17 protein-coding genes and 1 pseudogene are annotated in these 15,500 nt (G+C 39.8%); 9 read left to right on the plus strand and 9 right to left on the minus strand.

Annotated elements, in window-relative coordinates; genetic code table 11:
- Genes bepA through B2R65_RS18830 form a run of 4 tightly spaced genes read left to right on the plus strand, consistent with a single transcriptional unit; the run spans nt 1 to nt 2,854 of the window.
- A complete protein-coding gene (gene bepA, locus B2R65_RS18815) occupies nt 1-1,458 on the plus strand; it encodes a beta-barrel assembly-enhancing protease (RefSeq protein ID WP_286745281.1) in 1,458 nt (485 codons plus the stop codon).
- A 54-nt stretch (nt 1,459-1,512) separates the two neighbouring features.
- A complete protein-coding gene (gene arsC / locus B2R65_RS18820) occupies nt 1,513-1,860 on the plus strand; it encodes an arsenate reductase (glutaredoxin) (RefSeq protein WP_029772483.1) in 348 nt (115 codons plus the stop codon).
- The gene (gene wrbA / locus B2R65_RS18825; protein WP_004589170.1) at nt 1,860-2,414 is read left to right on the plus strand and encodes an NAD(P)H:quinone oxidoreductase; all 555 of its coding nucleotides are present in this window, start codon (nt 1,860-1,862) and stop codon (nt 2,412-2,414) included. The genes arsC and wrbA overlap by 1 nt, the downstream gene beginning before the upstream one ends.
- Entirely contained in the window at nt 2,411-2,854 is a 444-nt protein-coding gene (locus B2R65_RS18830; protein ID WP_024034209.1) for a DUF2069 domain-containing protein, read from the plus strand. The genes wrbA and B2R65_RS18830 overlap by 4 nt, the downstream gene beginning before the upstream one ends.
- Before the next feature lie 287 nt (nt 2,855-3,141).
- Here the strand turns inward: B2R65_RS18830 and B2R65_RS18835 are convergent, their stop codons facing one another.
- On the minus strand, nt 3,142-4,479 hold the full coding sequence (locus B2R65_RS18835; protein ID WP_004589168.1) for an ankyrin repeat domain-containing protein: 1,338 nt from the start codon (nt 4,477-4,479) through the stop codon (nt 3,142-3,144).
- A 210-nt stretch (nt 4,480-4,689) separates the two neighbouring features.
- The gene (locus tag B2R65_RS18840; protein ID WP_286745286.1) at nt 4,690-5,283 is read right to left on the minus strand and encodes an MlaC/ttg2D family ABC transporter substrate-binding protein; all 594 of its coding nucleotides are present in this window, start codon (nt 5,281-5,283) and stop codon (nt 4,690-4,692) included.
- A 246-nt stretch (nt 5,284-5,529) separates the two neighbouring features.
- Between B2R65_RS18840 and B2R65_RS18845 the strand changes: the two genes are divergently transcribed.
- Entirely contained in the window at nt 5,530-6,066 is a 537-nt protein-coding gene (locus B2R65_RS18845) for an acyloxyacyl hydrolase (protein ID WP_286745289.1), read from the plus strand.
- Between the two features lie 117 nt (nt 6,067-6,183).
- Here the strand turns inward: B2R65_RS18845 and B2R65_RS18850 are convergent, their stop codons facing one another.
- Together B2R65_RS18850 and bamC are read right to left on the minus strand one after the other, a co-directional pair.
- Nucleotides 6,184-7,554, minus strand: a complete 1,371-nt coding sequence (locus B2R65_RS18850) for a YjiH family protein (RefSeq protein WP_286745292.1) — start codon at nt 7,552-7,554, stop codon at nt 6,184-6,186.
- Nucleotides 7,555-7,624: 70 nt separating this feature from the next.
- Nucleotides 7,625-8,683, minus strand: coding sequence for an outer membrane protein assembly factor BamC (gene bamC, locus B2R65_RS18855; RefSeq protein WP_029772477.1), 1,059 nt, complete (start codon nt 8,681-8,683; stop codon nt 7,625-7,627).
- 360 nt (nt 8,684-9,043) lie between these two features.
- On the opposite strand from bamC, the gene B2R65_RS18860 reads away from it, so the two are divergent.
- Both B2R65_RS18860 and bcp read left to right on the plus strand, forming a co-directional pair.
- Nucleotides 9,044-9,580: a glycine cleavage system transcriptional repressor gene (locus B2R65_RS18860; protein ID WP_029774547.1), complete on the plus strand. Its 537-nt coding sequence runs from the start codon at nt 9,044-9,046 to the stop codon at nt 9,578-9,580.
- A 10-nt stretch (nt 9,581-9,590) separates the two neighbouring features.
- Nucleotides 9,591-10,070 carry a thioredoxin-dependent thiol peroxidase gene (gene bcp, locus B2R65_RS18865; protein ID WP_029774548.1) on the plus strand — a complete coding sequence of 160 codons (480 nt, stop codon included), beginning with the start codon at nt 9,591-9,593 and terminating at the stop codon, nt 10,068-10,070.
- Between the two features lie 116 nt (nt 10,071-10,186).
- On the opposite strand, the gene B2R65_RS18870 is transcribed toward bcp, so the two are convergent.
- The 3 genes and pseudogenes from B2R65_RS18870 to B2R65_RS18880 form a co-directional block, all read right to left on the minus strand.
- Nucleotides 10,187-10,684 carry a lactoylglutathione lyase family protein gene (locus B2R65_RS18870; protein ID WP_039972524.1) on the minus strand — a complete coding sequence of 166 codons (498 nt, stop codon included), beginning with the start codon at nt 10,682-10,684 and terminating at the stop codon, nt 10,187-10,189.
- A gap of 78 nt (nt 10,685-10,762) precedes the next feature.
- Nucleotides 10,763-10,843 (minus strand): annotated as a pseudogene (locus tag B2R65_RS18875) (twin-arginine translocation signal domain-containing protein); the annotation flags it as partial.
- Between the two features lie 142 nt (nt 10,844-10,985).
- Nucleotides 10,986-11,507 carry a GNAT family N-acetyltransferase gene (locus B2R65_RS18880; RefSeq protein WP_286745297.1) on the minus strand — a complete coding sequence of 174 codons (522 nt, stop codon included), beginning with the start codon at nt 11,505-11,507 and terminating at the stop codon, nt 10,986-10,988.
- Nucleotides 11,508-11,919: 412 nt separating this feature from the next.
- Between B2R65_RS18880 and B2R65_RS18885 the strand changes: the two genes are divergently transcribed.
- Nucleotides 11,920-12,996: a hypothetical protein gene (locus B2R65_RS18885; protein ID WP_286745300.1), complete on the plus strand. Its 1,077-nt coding sequence runs from the start codon at nt 11,920-11,922 to the stop codon at nt 12,994-12,996.
- 400 nt (nt 12,997-13,396) lie between these two features.
- On the opposite strand, the gene queE is transcribed toward B2R65_RS18885, so the two are convergent.
- A complete protein-coding gene (queE, locus tag B2R65_RS18890) occupies nt 13,397-14,062 on the minus strand; it encodes a 7-carboxy-7-deazaguanine synthase QueE (RefSeq protein ID WP_004589468.1) in 666 nt (221 codons plus the stop codon).
- A gap of 145 nt (nt 14,063-14,207) precedes the next feature.
- Here queE and queC point away from each other — a divergent pair, with 145 nt between their 5' ends.
- A complete protein-coding gene (queC, locus tag B2R65_RS18895; protein WP_004589469.1) occupies nt 14,208-14,864 on the plus strand; it encodes a 7-cyano-7-deazaguanine synthase QueC in 657 nt (218 codons plus the stop codon).
- 100 nt (nt 14,865-14,964) lie between these two features.
- On the opposite strand, the gene B2R65_RS18900 is transcribed toward queC, so the two are convergent.
- Nucleotides 14,965-15,414 carry a methyltransferase family protein gene (locus tag B2R65_RS18900; RefSeq protein WP_029773497.1) on the minus strand — a complete coding sequence of 150 codons (450 nt, stop codon included), beginning with the start codon at nt 15,412-15,414 and terminating at the stop codon, nt 14,965-14,967.
- Between the last annotated feature and the right edge of the window lie 86 nt (nt 15,415-15,500).

The raw sequence follows: 15,500 nt of genomic DNA on the forward strand, positions 1-15,500 counted from the left end.
ATGCAGCTAAAATCAGCCTTTATCACTTTATGCAGTGCCGCGCTTACCTTTAGCCTACTGGTTAGTGAGCCGTTAAAGGCACAAACAAACTTTACGCTACCCGATTTAGGCACGTCTGCGCTACAAGTTTTGCCACTTGAAAAAGAACAAGCCATTGGCGAAGTGATGATGATGCAAATAAGAGGCTCATCACCGGTAGTAAACGACCCCGTTTTAGACGAATACTTAACCACTCTTGGCCGAAAACTTGTGGCTAATGCAAACGACGTGCGTTTTCCTTTTTCATTTTTTTGGGTAAATAACAACGAAATTAACGCCTTTGCTTTTTACGGCGGACATGTTGGTGTGCATACGGGGCTTATTGCGCAATCAGATAACGAAAGCCAATTTGCCTCTGTACTTGGGCACGAAATAGCGCACGTAACTCAGCGCCATTTAGCTCGTCGTATTCAGCAACAACAAGACAACAGCGCACTGACTATTGCAGGCATGATAGCCGGTATATTAGCCACCGTTGTTGCTCCCGACGCAGGTATTGCTATTATTTCGGCTAACCAAACCCAAGCTGCGTTTAGCCAATTAACTCACAGCCGTGCTGCCGAGCAAGAAGCCGACAGAATTGGTATGCAAACCCTTAATAACGCCGGTTTTGACGCCCGTGCATCGAGTGAATTTTTAACTAAACTTTCAGCGCAAATAAGGTATAAGTACAAACCACCCGCTTTTTTACTGACTCACCCATTACCAGAGAGCCGTGTATCTGACGTACGCCTACGTGCAGAGCAATTCCCTGTGCGCCATTTAAACCCAAGCCTTGAGTTTAATTTAGCAAAAAGCCGAGTACTTGCTCGTTATGCCAATAAGCCCGAAAATGCCGAAGCGTTATTTAAAAAATTAATGCGCGAAAACAGTTACAACAACACCGCGCTTAAATACGGCTTGGGTATAAGCTTACTTGATCAAGATAAACTAGATGAAGCCGCCGAAATTTTAGAGCCGCTATTAGCACAAAGTCCTAAAAATTTATTTTATATCGATACCCATACCGATTTACTAATAGCGCAAAAAAAAGCCGACGAAGCGGTAAAATTTTTGGCTGAACTAAATAACTATCGCCCTAACAACCAAGTTATAACTTTAAACTATGCAAATGCGGCATTAGAGGCTGAGCAGTTTGAACTAGCTGAAAACATTTTAAAAAGCTTTTTACTTGAAAAACCCGACCACAACTTAGGCAAACAGCTATTAGCCGATGCCTATAAAAAGCAAGACAAGCTTGCCGCTTATCACGAGGCCAATGCTGATTTGTTATCGCAATATGGCGCGTATATTAAAGCCGCAGACGAAATCCAAAAAGCGCTTAACTTCGTAGAACCCACAGAGCTGGTTAAACAGCAACGCCTAAAAGCCTTGCTTACTCAGTATCGCCGTTTACAAAAAGAGCTGGCAAGGCTTTAAGTCTGTCAGCGCTTGCCCTAAAATAGCGGCAAATTACATTTTGGAACTAATTGTATGTCAGTTACTATTTATCATAATCCACGTTGTTCTAAATCGCGTGAAACCCTCGCATTACTAGAACAAAACAACGTAACACCAAGCGTAGTAGAGTATTTAAAAACACCGCTTAACCATGAGCAAATAAGCCAACTTTTAGAACAATTAGGCTTTAGCTCAGCTCGCCAGCTAATGCGCACAAAAGAAGATGCATACAAAGCGCTTAACCTAAAAGAAGAAACCAACGAGTCAGCGCTAATAAACGCCATGGTAGACAACCCTAAACTTATTGAACGCCCTATTGTACAAAACAACGGTAAAGCAGCCCTTGGCCGTCCGCCAGAAAACGTATTAAGCGTATTATAATGACGACTCGCATTGTTGTACTGTATCACTCAAGCCATGGCTCGGTTGAGGCTATGGCGCACGAAATAGCCGAGTCTATAGAGCAACAGGGTGCCACAGCCGTATTGCGTACCTTTGTTGCTAAAAATCCGCACGATATAGTAATTACAAAAGATGATTTAATAAATTGCGACGGCCTTGCGTTTGGCACACCTACCCGATTTGGCATGATGGCATCGCAAGCAAAAACGTTTTGGGAAACCACTAGCGATCTCTGGCTAAAAGGCCAGTTAATAGATAAACCAGCCTGTGTGTTTTCATCGTCAAGCAGTATGCATGGCGGCAATGAAGCCACCTTACTTAATTTATCATTACCGCTACTACACCACGGCATGATGTTATTAGGGGTACCTTACGAAGTACCAGAGTTACTAGCTACGCAAACCGGCGGCACACCTTACGGGGCAACGCATGTAGCCGGCAGTAGTAATACGAATACTTTAAGTAAAGACGAAATTAAAATATGCCAAAGCGTTGGTAAACGCCTCACTCACATTGCGAGAAAACTTCAATGAATACCGCTGACACCCCTGCTAAAAAGCCAATTACTGTAAAATTTCAGCGCACCGCTATTTTTGGCTATGTGGGTTTATTACTTTTATTTCCTCTGTGGATGTACTTTGTACCTCCGCTAAATGGCAACGCAAGTGTTGTATCCTTGTTTGTGCCTATAATCCCTTTACTGTTGCCCTTAAGAGGCTTTATTAAAGACAACACTTACACTTACGCCTGGGCTAACTTTGTTGTTATGTTGTACTTTATACACGGCTTAACCATGCTATGGGCTGCGCCTGATGAGCTAATATGGGTGTTATTAGAGCTTGTGTTTGCCTCAGCCATGTTTATTGGCTGCACGTATTACGCAAGGCACCGCGGACAAGAGCAAGGCTTAAAAATACGTAAGCTTAAAGAAGAGCTCGCAGAGGAAAAAGCCGCTAACGAATACAATAAATAATACTAATTCGCAAAATTAAATATTTAAGTCGAAAGCTGAAATAATACCAATCCGCATAAGTAAGTAATCTATTTTGAGGATGGAAAAACGTGTTGATAGCAAGGCAAAAAATTCGCTATTTAGTTGTTCTAAATGAGAGTTTTTTAACGCAGATAGCGACACGTTTAGCCCCGCAAAATGATTAGATATTATTGCGGATTGGTATAACAGCTTATACATACAAAAAACGCGCTTAACATAACAATGTGAGCGCGTTTTTTTAGGCTTTTAGTTTGCCATGGCAGTCGCTACACTAATTCGCTCAGTGCAGCCAGTGCAACTATGCTGGCTAATCCAAGCTGAGCTATTAAGCTTAACAACGAAAAAACACGCAACACAAATAATCCCCACGGGTGCTTTATATGTGGATAGAGCGCACAGCGCTTTAAACTCGCCGCAAAGAAAAAACACACCGACGCAATCAATGTAAAAATTAAAGTCAGCTCACTTTTTATGGCAATGCTTTCATCAAAAAAGAAATAGAGCTGCAATGGCAATAAAATAGTGACAATTGCGTGTAAGGCGTGCACCTTTTTAATGCGGTTAAACTGCCCTTCTGGCGAAAGCTCTTTTATACCAAAATCGCGCTCAAGGCATTTAACTAAATTGCTTGCTTTAATACTTACTGCTAACCGGTAACAGCTTAAGCCCTCGTTATTACGTGCTCTAAAGTCGTAACCTGCTTTTAGTAATAGCACCATAAGGGTTTCGTTTTTAGCTAACACTGCATAATGCAGTGCGGTATTGCCTAAGGTGTCTTGCGCTTTTTGATCCTGTTTAGCCAACAGGGTTTCTATCACATTTACATAGCCTTTTTCGGCTGCCCACATAAACGCTGTTTTATTGTTTTCATCAGCCAATGTACCGGTAGCACCTTGCTCTATGAAACGCATTGCCATGGTTTGCTTTGCGCTTTTTTGGCTTAAATGAGCAAGTAATGCTTTTTCAAGCAATACAATAGAATCAACATCAGGCGATACTTGCGTTAACAGCGTAAAATAGTCTTTACCGTTTGCTACTTTTTGACTGGCAAGCTCTGTAAGTTCGTTTAAATCAGCGACCGATTCAGGTAAAAAAGCACTTAAACGCTCTCTAAAATCAACTTCTTGCCACAGTGCTAGCGTATCGTGTGCACTTAATTTGCTGCCACTATTTAGAGCATGTTCAATTAACGAAAAATAGCGTTTACTAAATAATAAGCTAAACAACGAAAGCGGCGTATCAAGTGCGTTCTGCGCCGCCACACTGGCGTATTTTTCTAAGCGCTGGCACAGCATTAGCGCCATTGATTCGCTGGTGTATTCGTTATCTAAATAATGATTTTTAACAGCAGCAATGTAAGCGTGCGCATCTTCGTCATATTCACTAATATGCTGAAAATAACACTCTTCAAAGGGTTCAAGCGGGGTTAACCATATCAAATAGTAAATGGGTGGTAGCACAGTGGTGCATACACCGTCATCTTCAATAGTAGAACGACATGCAGGCCAAGCTTCTAAAGCATCTAAAATAAAGGCACCGTTTTGTTCTACAAGTCCTTTAATAAGTAATGGGTATTCCTTTGGCCAAATCAGTACATTTTCCATTAAAACAGCACAACTCCAGTGTAGCTTGATGAGGCGTCAGTTATAGCAGTTTTTAGCTGACACCACGCTTAATCGACGTGGTGATATTCTATCACACCTTTTTTTTGCTGCGAGCTTAAAGTAGATGAATATTAAGAAAATATAAAAGCAGCCAATACACTTTAGTGCGGCTGCTTTTGTGGTTGGAGAGGGTCTTAATCAGGAAGTGAACTATTTATTTTTTAGTTCAGTAATTACTTGCTCTAAGCCTACATCAGAAATGCGTTGAATGATCTCTTTTTGCTTAGCGCTTAAAAGCGAAATACCTTCGGCAACAATGTCGTATACTTTCCATTGCTGGTCTTTACCTTGGCGCAGCTTAAAATGCAGATCAATCACGGGCGCGTTTGGCTCAATAATTTGCGTTTTAACCGTCGCGTACTCAGAGTCGCTTTTCGCGGTATCTTGTTCAAATACTACTTGCTGGCCGGTGTACTTCATTAGCGCACCTGCGTAAGTACCTGTTAAATAATGCTCTACTGCATCAATAAAACGTACAGCTTGCTCGCGCTCAATGCCTTTTATGTGCTTACCAAGCAATTTAAACGACACAAACTTAATATCTATGTTTGGCATTAAACGCGTCTCTACAATGCGCGCCATATCGGCTTTGCTTGCATCGCCTTGTGCATTTACTTTTGCAATATCGCTAAAAAGCGTATTGGCAACGCCTTCAAGCATATGTTGAGGCGACTGCGCCGTTTGCGCAAATAACGCGCTGCTAAAAAAGGCAGCAGCAATAAAAATAGTGTTAAAAAGTTTCATGAGCGTGACCATGTGTGTGATTAAGATGTGACTAAATTACGCGATTTTAAGCCACAAAAACAGACACAAAAATGCACCTTATTAATGCCAAAACAGCACCAATTAATTAAACTATTTATTTTCAATTAGTTAAGCCTTCCCTGTTAACAGCCCATAAACAAGCGGCATTTTGTCCTCATTGAAAATGTGAATGGCCCGCCCTTATCATTTATTTACTCATTCGACTCACACACCAATTTGGCAGTTATGAAAACGGTATATAAAACTTTCACACTTATTCTATTTTTAGTTACTTCTGTATGGGGTAACACGGCGTTTGCGCAGTCTAATCATGGTTACGCCGTAGATGTTCTCAAAGGCGAAGGCAACGTGAATGGCGTTAAGCTGGCTTACCAATATCACGCCCCTAGCTTACAAAACTTAGTGGGCGATGCGCGCTTTTATTTTGAAAGCAGCGTTAATATGTGGGAATACCGCCATGGTGACAACTCGCAATCTAATCTTGTTTTGGCTATGTCGCCCGTGCTGCAGTTTCCTGCTTTTAGTTTTCATAACACCCCGTTTTATATTGAAGCAGGTATTGGCGTATCGCTTATTGATGAAACTAAATTTGCGGGCAAAAATATTAGTACTCACTACCAATTTGAAGACCGTATCGGCCTAGTTGCAGACTTTGGCCACACTAACGTAGCGCTTCGGGTTATTCATTACTCAAACGCCGGATTTAAAGAGCCTAACCCAGGTTTAAACTTTTTAACTCTTTCAGTGGCAAGGCGTTTTTAATCTTCATTCGTATTTAGTATCAATTTGCCACTTAAAAGGGTTAAGTATTAGGTTAAATTGAAATAACTAGCCACAAAAAAGCCCTGATAAATCAGGGCTTTTTATAAAAACACACTACTAGCCAACTAACCAGTGCGCCATTAAGGCAATAACCGGCAGCGTAATAAGTGTACGTAAAATAAATATAACGAACAGCTCAACAATGTTTACCGGTATTTTACTGCCCAGTAAAAGTGCACCAACCTCAGACATGTAAATTAGCTGAGTTACGCTCATTGCGGCAATAATAAAGCGAGTTACATCACTTTCAATGGTGCCCGCAGCTAAAATTGACGGAATAAACATATCGGCAAATCCCACCATAATAGTTTGTGCTGCGGCCTGTGCTTCGGGTACTTGTAACCACTCTAAAAATGGCACAAACGGCATACCTAAATATTGAAATACCGGCGTGTGCTCAGCAATAATAAGTGCAAATGTTCCTACGGCCATTACAACAGGCAGTACACCAAACACCATATCAAGTGCATTATGTACACCCTCTTTTAAGGTACCTTTAAAGCCCGACGAGTTATTGGCTTTTGCTAATGCTACATCAAGTGAGTGCCCTACTAAGCTTTTACCCGTTGGGATAGCCTCAGCATCGCGATTTGGCTCACTACCATCAATAAGCAAATCTTTTTTAAAGCGAAGTGGCGGTAAGCGCGGCACAATAATAGCGGCAACCACACCGGCTAAACATACGGAGGCATAAAATGGGGCAAATAAGTGCTCTAATTTCACTTGACCTAAAACCACCAAGCTAAAGGTAATAGAAACCGCCGAAAACGTAGTACCAATAATAGCGGCTTCGCGCTGCGTGTAGTGCTTTTGGTCGTACTGCCTTGCGGTCATTAAAATACCAACACTGCCATCACCTAACCACGACGCAGTACAGTCAACTGCACTTCGCCCAGGTACGCCAAATACAGGGCGCATTACCTTGGTTAGCATAGTGCCTGCAAGCTCTAATAACCCAAAGTTAATTAGTAAAGGCAGTAATAAACCAGCCAGTATAAATACCGAAAACAAAACAGGTAATAAGTCGTTTAATACCAAAGCGCCTGTGTTTGCAGAGGTGATTGCCTCGCTACCTAACCCTAAATGAGTCATTAGCACAAACGCCATACCAAATAAACGCACCACTAACCACACTACACTTACATCAAATAAATGCTTTAACAGGGGAGATTGGCAAATAGCGGCGGGTTTAAATACTTTGGTGATCACCGACATAACGCCAGTAATACAAATAATGAGGGTAATAATTGCTTGCGCAGAGCCAGACATCAACGCTTGCACGCCTTTAGCCATTAACGCAATAGGAATGGTCATCCCGTCTGCGGTAGGAATGGGTGTCATAAATAAAAACACACCAATTAACGACGGTACTAAAAAAGTAAACCAAGTGCGCCACGTATAGTGCCCGCGAGGAGGTAACTGAGACATATTTTTTAATCCATAAAAACTACAAAAAGAGCAAAGCGCTCTTTTTGTAGTAAAAACTTATTATTAATTATTAAATTTTGATGCCGCGCTGAATAAGTGCTGCTTCTAACGCTTGTTGTAAACCATTCATGGTGCCAGGTTCGAGTGTTTCGCCTTTGTCATCCATCCAGGTTAAGCTTGTACCGCCTTCTTTAGTTTTGCTCACTAAAATTTGGTATTGGCCTTCTTCAATTGGAAGCTGCGCAACTTCGTCGCCCCAAATAGAATCCCATACACTGCTCTCTGGCTTGTTGTAGTCGGCAGTTATTAAGCCGGTATCGGTTTTAATCTCAACAATAGTAAACGATAGGCGCTCTAAAAAGCCCGAGAAGCGGTCGAATACTGCATCGTATGATTGCTCAGTAACAAGTGCAGCATTGCCTTTGTTATCAAAGCCCATTTCTAAAGAAATAATACCTTGGCGCTTACGGTTCTCTACTTCTAACTGACGATAGCGATAATCAAATTCAGCCACAACTTGGTTAAGCGCGCGTACTTCTAATTGCTGCTTAAGTAAATCGGTTAACGTATCATCACCTTTAAAGTCAATAAGTTCAGCGCGTAACGAAGCAGTACGCTGATGCGATTTTTCTTCAATTGTGAATCTAAAACGCTCTTGGTTTTCGCTTACCTCATCGCCCCATAACCAGCTCTCTTCCGCTTTAATTATTGAGTACCAGTCAGTTTCGATAATACCAAGTAGCTTATCTTCTTTTGTGGTTGTTGCATTATTTTCGGCAATAACCGCTTTAATTGAGTCCCAAACAAATTCATCTAAATCAACAATGCCATCGTTTTTATCAAAGTAAATACGCGCTTGTTTATCGCCCTCTTCTACCCAGCTACCTTTAGCAACAGTTAAAACCTGTGCTGGTGGACGATAGTTTGTTGCCTCAGGGTTGTTATCGTATTGGCCCACATCCATTTTATAAACCGGATCTTGCGCTGGTTGAGATAACGATGGCGGGGTTTTAACACCTTCATGCGTACGATAATTGCGTTCGTTGTGCGCTTCATTAATAAAAACATTACACCCTGATAAACTTACCAATACACTCACTGCAAGTGCTTTTGGGATCCAATACTGCACAGATATTTCTCCTTAGCATACCCTTTAATTGTTTTACACGTATATGAGTGGGTAATACCGAATTTGGTTCAGTGTAAAATCAACATTAACTTTACATTTATTATTTGGCTGTCTAATTGCAATAAAGTTCACACCTAAGTGTTATAAAATCAATCACAACAAAAAGACAAATTTTAGCTATGGTACTTTCCTGTGCCAGTAAAAACAAGGAACACAACGCTTTAAAGCGCCTTTAATTAAGCGCCTATGTAGTTTAGGGTGCTTTTTGTGTTAAACTTCGCCGCCGTGCAACGTAGTGTATGCGCAGCGGGCTATACCAACTCGGTTGTTATATTTCAAAAAACGTAGGTATTAAACTTCATGACTGCATTTTCAAATCATCAAATTGTTTTAACCGCTATTGGCGAAGATAGACCGGGAATTGTAAGTGAACTTACACAGCTTGTAAGTGATTGTCATTGCAACATTATAGATAGCCGAATAGCCATTTTAGGCAGCGAATTTACCTTTACCATGCTGCTAAGCGGCGATATGTCGGCCATTAGCCGCATAGAGCACACCTTGCCTACTAAAGGCATGGAGCTAGGCCTACTCACCATGATGAAGCGCAGCACCACTCGCCACACCGAAAGTGAATTTTGCGCAGGCTATACCCTTGAATACACAGGGATAGACACCCCAGGTACACTGAGTAAAGTAACGCGTTTTTTTGCCGATCACCACATTAGTATCTGCTCATTAAAGTCAGACACTTACGATGAAGAAACCGACACTAAAATGCGCTGCGAAATTGAGTTTAATATCCCAGTAGAGGTTGATATAGACCAATTTAAAGTGACCTTTGAAAACCTTTCGCACAGTCTTAACGTAGATTATATTTTTAAACGTATTCGCTAAGGAGCACAGCATGAACAAAATTAGTCCATTACAAGCCGGTGATACAGCACCAGAATTTAGCTTACAAAACCAAAACGACGAAACAGTCACGTTAAGTGAGCTGTTAAAAGAGCAACAAGTACTGGTGTACTTTTACCCTAAAGCCTCTACACCGGGTTGTACGGTTCAAGCCGAAAACTTACGTGACCAACAAGCGCAGCTTGCTCAATTTAACACCCGCGTAGTGGGTATTAGCCCAGACCCTATTAAGCGCCTTAAAAACTTTGAAACTAAAAAAGAGCTTAACTTTGATTTGCTCGCCGATGAAGATCACGCCATTGCTGAAGCATTTGGCGTATGGGGCTACAAAAAATTTATGGGTAAAGAGTACGACGGTATTCACCGCTTAACCTTTTTAGTAGGCCAAGACGGTAAAATTAAACACTTATTTGATAAGTTTAAAACCAAAGATCACCACCAAGTGGTTTTAGATTACTTAGCGGCGGAATAAGTTAGCTGTAAGCTGTAAGCTGTAAGCTGTAAAAAATATGCAAAAGCGTTTCTCTAGGGCAACGCTTTTTTATTAGCGTTTATAGAATGAAGTACAGTGACTCGTTACATAATTAATTAACCATAAGCGCCACTTGAATATATAAGCTCGTAACTGTGGCTATAAATTTCTAAAATATTGCCAAACGGGTCTTCCATGTAAATCATGCGGTATGGTTTTTCCCCTGGGTAATAATAGCGCGGCGCTTTCATACGCTTTTTTCCGCCCGCGGCCACTATTTTATCAGCGAGTCCTTCTACATCAGGGTCTTGTACGCATAAATGAAATATTCCCGTTTTCCAATACTCAAAATTATTTTTTGGGTTTTGCTGATTTTTAAACTCAAATAGCTCAACCCCCACCCTATCCCCTGTTGATAAATGGGCTATTTTAAAACTGCCCCACCCAGCACCAAATACATCAGTACACATTTCACCAATCGGTGATTTATCTTCTGTTATTTGTGTGGGTTTCATAATTAAATACCAGCCCAGCACTTCAGTATAAAACTTAACGGCTTTTTCTAGGCTTGGCACTGACACACCAATATGCGAAAACGTGCGCGGATAAGGCATTGGCGAATCAGCTAAGCCATTTGCTTGCTCGCCTTTATCAGCTGCTTGCAGGTTGGCATTAGCATTTAAACTTGTAAACAGCATAGGTAGCGCGGCAGCACCCAACCCAGCAGCCGATAACTTCATAAAGTCTCTTCGATTTAGCTCTTTTTTACTCATGGCATGTTCCTTAACGGCAAAGGCGTTAAATGTAATTAAAGGAATTAATTTGCCATGATAAATGAATGTAGTAAGGACAAAAAATTATCAAATATGATATTTATGATTACGTTTTGTGATGGTGAAAGCTGTAATATTTTTATTATTTTACTGGGGTTCTATAAATATTTAGGCTTTGTAATACATTATCTGCAACTAAAAAATTAGGTATAACATCTACGAGCAAAGCGCCTGATTTCAACGCAACCTTTATACTTGCCGCATTTTTCTCTAGGCACCTAAATTCGATAAATTTAACATGAGTGCTCGTGAGTAGCTGCGAGGCTTTTGTGATTACTTGACTGATAATACCATTGCCTTGTGCATCACAACTTAACCAGTAACCAAGTTCCGCTATATTCAAATCAGGACAAATAGACTTAATTGCAAAAACACCACTCAGATTATCTTTATAATAAATTTTAAACCACTGCGAACCATTAAGCCCGCTGTTTACTCTTTCGAGTATGTACTTTTTAGCTGATTCAATATTGTTTACCCCTTCTACCCAAGGTAAAAATTTACCTAAACTTGCCCGACTTACATTAACAGCTTTTAATATGTCCGCAGCATCGCTTTCCACTAAGGGAGCTAGTTTAATATTTTCTGCAATTTGGATATACAAGTGTACTTCCTTATGAGTATTGATTTTATAGCTATAAGTTTAAAACTAAAGCCCACTATTAAGTAGTCCCAGACTTATTTAAGGACTGAATAGCTCTTGAGCTATTAAAAAGATACAGAAAAGTATTACTCTAGGGCAACGTTTTTTATGTCAATACTCAAACTTTAATTAAGTAAAAGCATGATCAAGATATGAATATGCAGTCGATAGTTTTGATGTATGAAGTCAAGATTTAATCATTTAACAAAAAATGCTCGTATAACTTTTATCCGTTTATATTTTATGTAAACATGCAAAGCTAATTAGATTCAACGCTTAAGTTGTATTTGTATATAAAATTAGTTCTAATAAGAAGGTCAATATGAACTGATGCTTGAGTTTTTGTTTTTACTATTTATAAGGAAGTTATTAGTTGATCAGCCTAAAGGAACTTGCTGTATTGTTAACTTTTATTTTTTTGTTAGGCTGCTTTGCCGACATGGTCGTAATAAATGAAGAATGGGAAAAGCTCAAAAAAAACCTTTCATCTATAAGTTTCAAAATAAAACAATCCCCTCTAAACAAGCTAACATTCCTATTAGCTATAAAAATAGTACAGATATTTGAAAGAACCGCACACTTTAAACCAAGACAAAATAAGTTAACTGAAGTTTCAACCCCAAGAATTTCTTATTTTGCTTTGCGTGCTACAAGAATATTTGTTTTTTTTATTTTCCCCACTCTGACTATTTATGTATTGATTAATAATACTCAACATTTACTATCATTTGTGCTATTTGTGCCTTTATTTACAATATCTCTAATTTGGTTTTTGCTTATCCTGATTTATGAACTTACGACCGAGAGGTGGAATGAGCGCGGCGATTTTTTTTGGAGAGCGTACTCTAAAAGTTCATTAATTAGCGCAATAATTACATTCGTTGCTATTATAGTAAGCTCTGAAATTTTTAATCATTATGGCTACTCTGAATACTGGTTCAATCAGCAAGACGTATCCGAATACGGTGTTATTAAACATAAAGAAATACTCGGTTTAATAAATTACCCTTTTGATTTTTTGAGTTTGTTATTTACATACTTTTGCGTAAAGCGTATAGCCAGTAAAAAGAAATATTATCAATTACTCCCCTTTTTAGACGTAGCATTTTCTTTAATATTGAGCAGCCTTTTATATGTAGTACTTTTTTCAATACCGGATTCTAATTTCGGTAACCCGTCATTGTTATTTGATTTTTTACACATAAACAATCAAGGTTTTGAAAAATTAAAGTTTGATATGATTTATTTATCACCAATTATTTTAAGCACCTTTCTACCTATAACTCTTTTAGCTTTTATCTTTTTATCTTTAATCTTTTATAAGTATTTAGCCATTATATTTTCCCGAGTATTTCTTGTACTCTCAGAGAAGGATGGTTCTATCTTCAAAGAAATTGCATTTACTATTTCCGCAATGATTGGGTTTGTAAACGCATTAGCTGCAATTTGAAAATATACCTCTGCATATCTACATTATTAAACATGTTGATTAAAATAACTGCACTGACCACATTCACTCTAGTAACTCTACTCCTCATGTGCTTCATCTACAAACCAAGAGATTGACTCTTTCAGGAAAAACCATAGGGCACAAATCTTGACTTCATACATCATAAATTAATTAGCTATTGATATTCGCCGAAACTTAAATAAGTTACTGTGTCGGATGGCGCTTCGCTTATCCGACCTACGTGTTTAAATAAGCTGGGGTGGTGGTTTATATAAAGAGTGAGCAATGAAGTTGTGGTGTTGGGTTTCGTTTCACTTAACCCAACCTTGTATCTACGTAATATAACTTAACGCCGAGCAGCTTATCGCTTACAGCTAAGCACTTACAGCTGCTCTTTCGCTTAGCTAATCCCTAAATACTTATGTACCTGCACTGATAAGCGCCAGTTTTTGGCAATACAGGTGTCGATGGCTAATTTGGTTGCAGATACCTTTTGGCTTATAGGCTGTAAGTAAACAAGCTTCGGGTTAACACCTGTTTTGGCAAATAGCGCTTCAAGCTCTTCTACGTGCTTTTGCATCGCTACTGGGTGCTTTATTTCGTTGGCGCGCTTCATAGCGCTGGTAAGTACTTCGTAGCCGCCGCGCATGTTAATTTTAGGCGATACGGTAACCCAGGTTTGCTCAGGGGCAAGTATTTCAAAGGTGCCGCTGGTTTCTATTTGTGTTGTAAAGCCGTTATCGTGCAATAGCTTACACACTGGGTTTAAATCGTACATACACGGCTCGCCGCCGGTAATTACAACATGCTTTGCTGTATAGCCACGTGATTTAAACAGCTCCAGTACTTGCTCGGCGCTGGCATCGGCCCAATGATCTGAATCGGCTTTTTTTTCTACCGTTTCATCAAGCGATACTTTGTACACGTTATCGACTTCCCAAGTTTGTTTAGTATCACACCATGCGCAGCCCACTGGGCAGCCTTGCAAACGCAAAAATATTGAGGGTGTGCCGGTAAAACTTGCTTCACCTTGGATGGTTTCAAACACTTCATTAATTTTGTACAAAAGAGATCTCACTTACTGCCTAGCTGCAAAATTGCTACTATAAAAGACGAAAAAGCGCTGCCCAAAAATTGTTATTTAAGCTGCGGCCGTGTAGTATATCGCGCCCTGATATAAACCTCTATTAAAACTAAAGAGCAATCCAGATATGACGCAAAAAGTAGTTGTTATTTATTCCGGCGGTATGGATTCGTTTACCGTATTAAATAAAGCCTTACAACAAGGCCATGATGTTTATGCCCTTTCATTTGACTATGGTCAGCGTCATGTTAAAGAGCTTGAAGTGGCTGCAAACGTGTGTGAAAAACTTAATGTACCGCATAAAATTGTAGATATATCAGCTATTAACCAGCTTATTGGTGGCTCATCACTGACTGATGATATTGATGTACCAGAAGGTCATTACGAAGAAGAAAGCATGAAAAGCACCATAGTGCCTAATCGTAATATGATTTTGCTTTCGCTGGCGGTTGGTTACGCTGTGTCTTTAAAAGCGAGCAAAGTATATTATGGCGCGCATTCGGGGGATCATGCTATTTACCCTGATTGCCGTCCTGAGTTTGTGCAAAAAATGGATGATGTATGTCGTATTGCTAACTACGACGCTGTAGAAATTTTTAGCCCGTACTTAAATAACACCAAAATTGATATTTTAACCGATGGCATAAAAATGGGCTTAGACTACAGCCAAACATGGACTTGTTATAACGGACGCGAAAAAGCCTGTGGTAAATGTGGCGCCTGCCAAGAACGTTTAGAGGCATTTTCGCTTAATAACGTCACTGATCCAATCGAGTACGAATAACCGCTAGTTACGGGGTTTTCAGTGAAAGCACGGTTAATTTATTAGCGCTGAACGCAAAAAGGCTATCATCTCGATAGCCTTTTTTGTATTTTCTTGTAAATTACAACCAGCGTTTTACTTTATTTTTATACTCTGTGAATTCTTGGCCAAATAATTTGCTAAGCGCCCGCTCCTCAGGAATTATTTGAAAAAACGTTAAATAAGCAATAAACCCAGCAACACATAAAAGTGCCCACAGCGAACTAAGCCAAATACCCCAGCCAGCTAAAATAAACGCAAAGCCTACATACATAGGGTTACGTGAAATTTTATATACGCCACTGGTTACCAACTTTGATGCTTGCTCAGGCTTATTTGGATTAACTGTGGTACGTGCAAGTTTAAAGCTCAGCACTCCGGCTATACAAAATGCGCACCCTATAATGACTAAGCTTGCTGCTAAGTAGGCAATAAACGCTGTAAAATCAATCACACTGTAATGGGCTATTAACGCCATAATGCCTGCAAAAACGAGCACGACAATAACCGGAGGGATTTTATTATTTAACATAGCAACTCACTGTATTGATTATAAAATAAAGTTCTATAAGTCTGTAAACACTATACCCGTTTGCATTAATACACAATTAAATACAA

Source organism: Pseudoalteromonas sp. UBA2102, from assembly GCF_002331165.1.
GTDB lineage: Bacteria > Pseudomonadota > Gammaproteobacteria > Enterobacterales > Alteromonadaceae > Pseudoalteromonas > Pseudoalteromonas atlantica.

What these genes read in the sequence shown, in the direction of transcription:
- bepA (WP_286745281.1), top strand. Translation starts at nt 1, where the DNA reads ATGCAGCTAAAATCAGCCTTTATCACTTTATGCAGTGCCGCGCTTACC.
- arsC (WP_029772483.1), top strand. Translation starts at nt 1,513, where the DNA reads ATGTCAGTTACTATTTATCATAATCCACGTTGTTCTAAATCGCGTGAA.
- wrbA (WP_004589170.1), top strand. Translation starts at nt 1,860, where the DNA reads ATGACGACTCGCATTGTTGTACTGTATCACTCAAGCCATGGCTCGGTT.
- B2R65_RS18830 (WP_024034209.1), top strand. Translation starts at nt 2,411, where the DNA reads ATGAATACCGCTGACACCCCTGCTAAAAAGCCAATTACTGTAAAATTT.
- B2R65_RS18835 (WP_004589168.1), bottom strand. Translation starts at nt 4,479, where the DNA reads ATGGAAAATGTACTGATTTGGCCAAAGGAATACCCATTACTTATTAAA.
- B2R65_RS18840 (WP_286745286.1), bottom strand. Translation starts at nt 5,283, where the DNA reads ATGAAACTTTTTAACACTATTTTTATTGCTGCTGCCTTTTTTAGCAGC.
- B2R65_RS18845 (WP_286745289.1), top strand. Translation starts at nt 5,530, where the DNA reads ATGAAAACGGTATATAAAACTTTCACACTTATTCTATTTTTAGTTACT.
- B2R65_RS18850 (WP_286745292.1), bottom strand. Translation starts at nt 7,554, where the DNA reads ATGTCTCAGTTACCTCCTCGCGGGCACTATACGTGGCGCACTTGGTTT.
- B2R65_RS18860 (WP_029774547.1), top strand. Translation starts at nt 9,044, where the DNA reads ATGACTGCATTTTCAAATCATCAAATTGTTTTAACCGCTATTGGCGAA.
- bcp (WP_029774548.1), top strand. Translation starts at nt 9,591, where the DNA reads ATGAACAAAATTAGTCCATTACAAGCCGGTGATACAGCACCAGAATTT.
- B2R65_RS18870 (WP_039972524.1), bottom strand. Translation starts at nt 10,684, where the DNA reads ATGCCTTATCCGCGCACGTTTTCGCATATTGGTGTGTCAGTGCCAAGC.
- queC (WP_004589469.1), top strand. Translation starts at nt 14,208, where the DNA reads ATGACGCAAAAAGTAGTTGTTATTTATTCCGGCGGTATGGATTCGTTT.
- B2R65_RS18900 (WP_029773497.1), bottom strand. Translation starts at nt 15,414, where the DNA reads ATGTTAAATAATAAAATCCCTCCGGTTATTGTCGTGCTCGTTTTTGCA.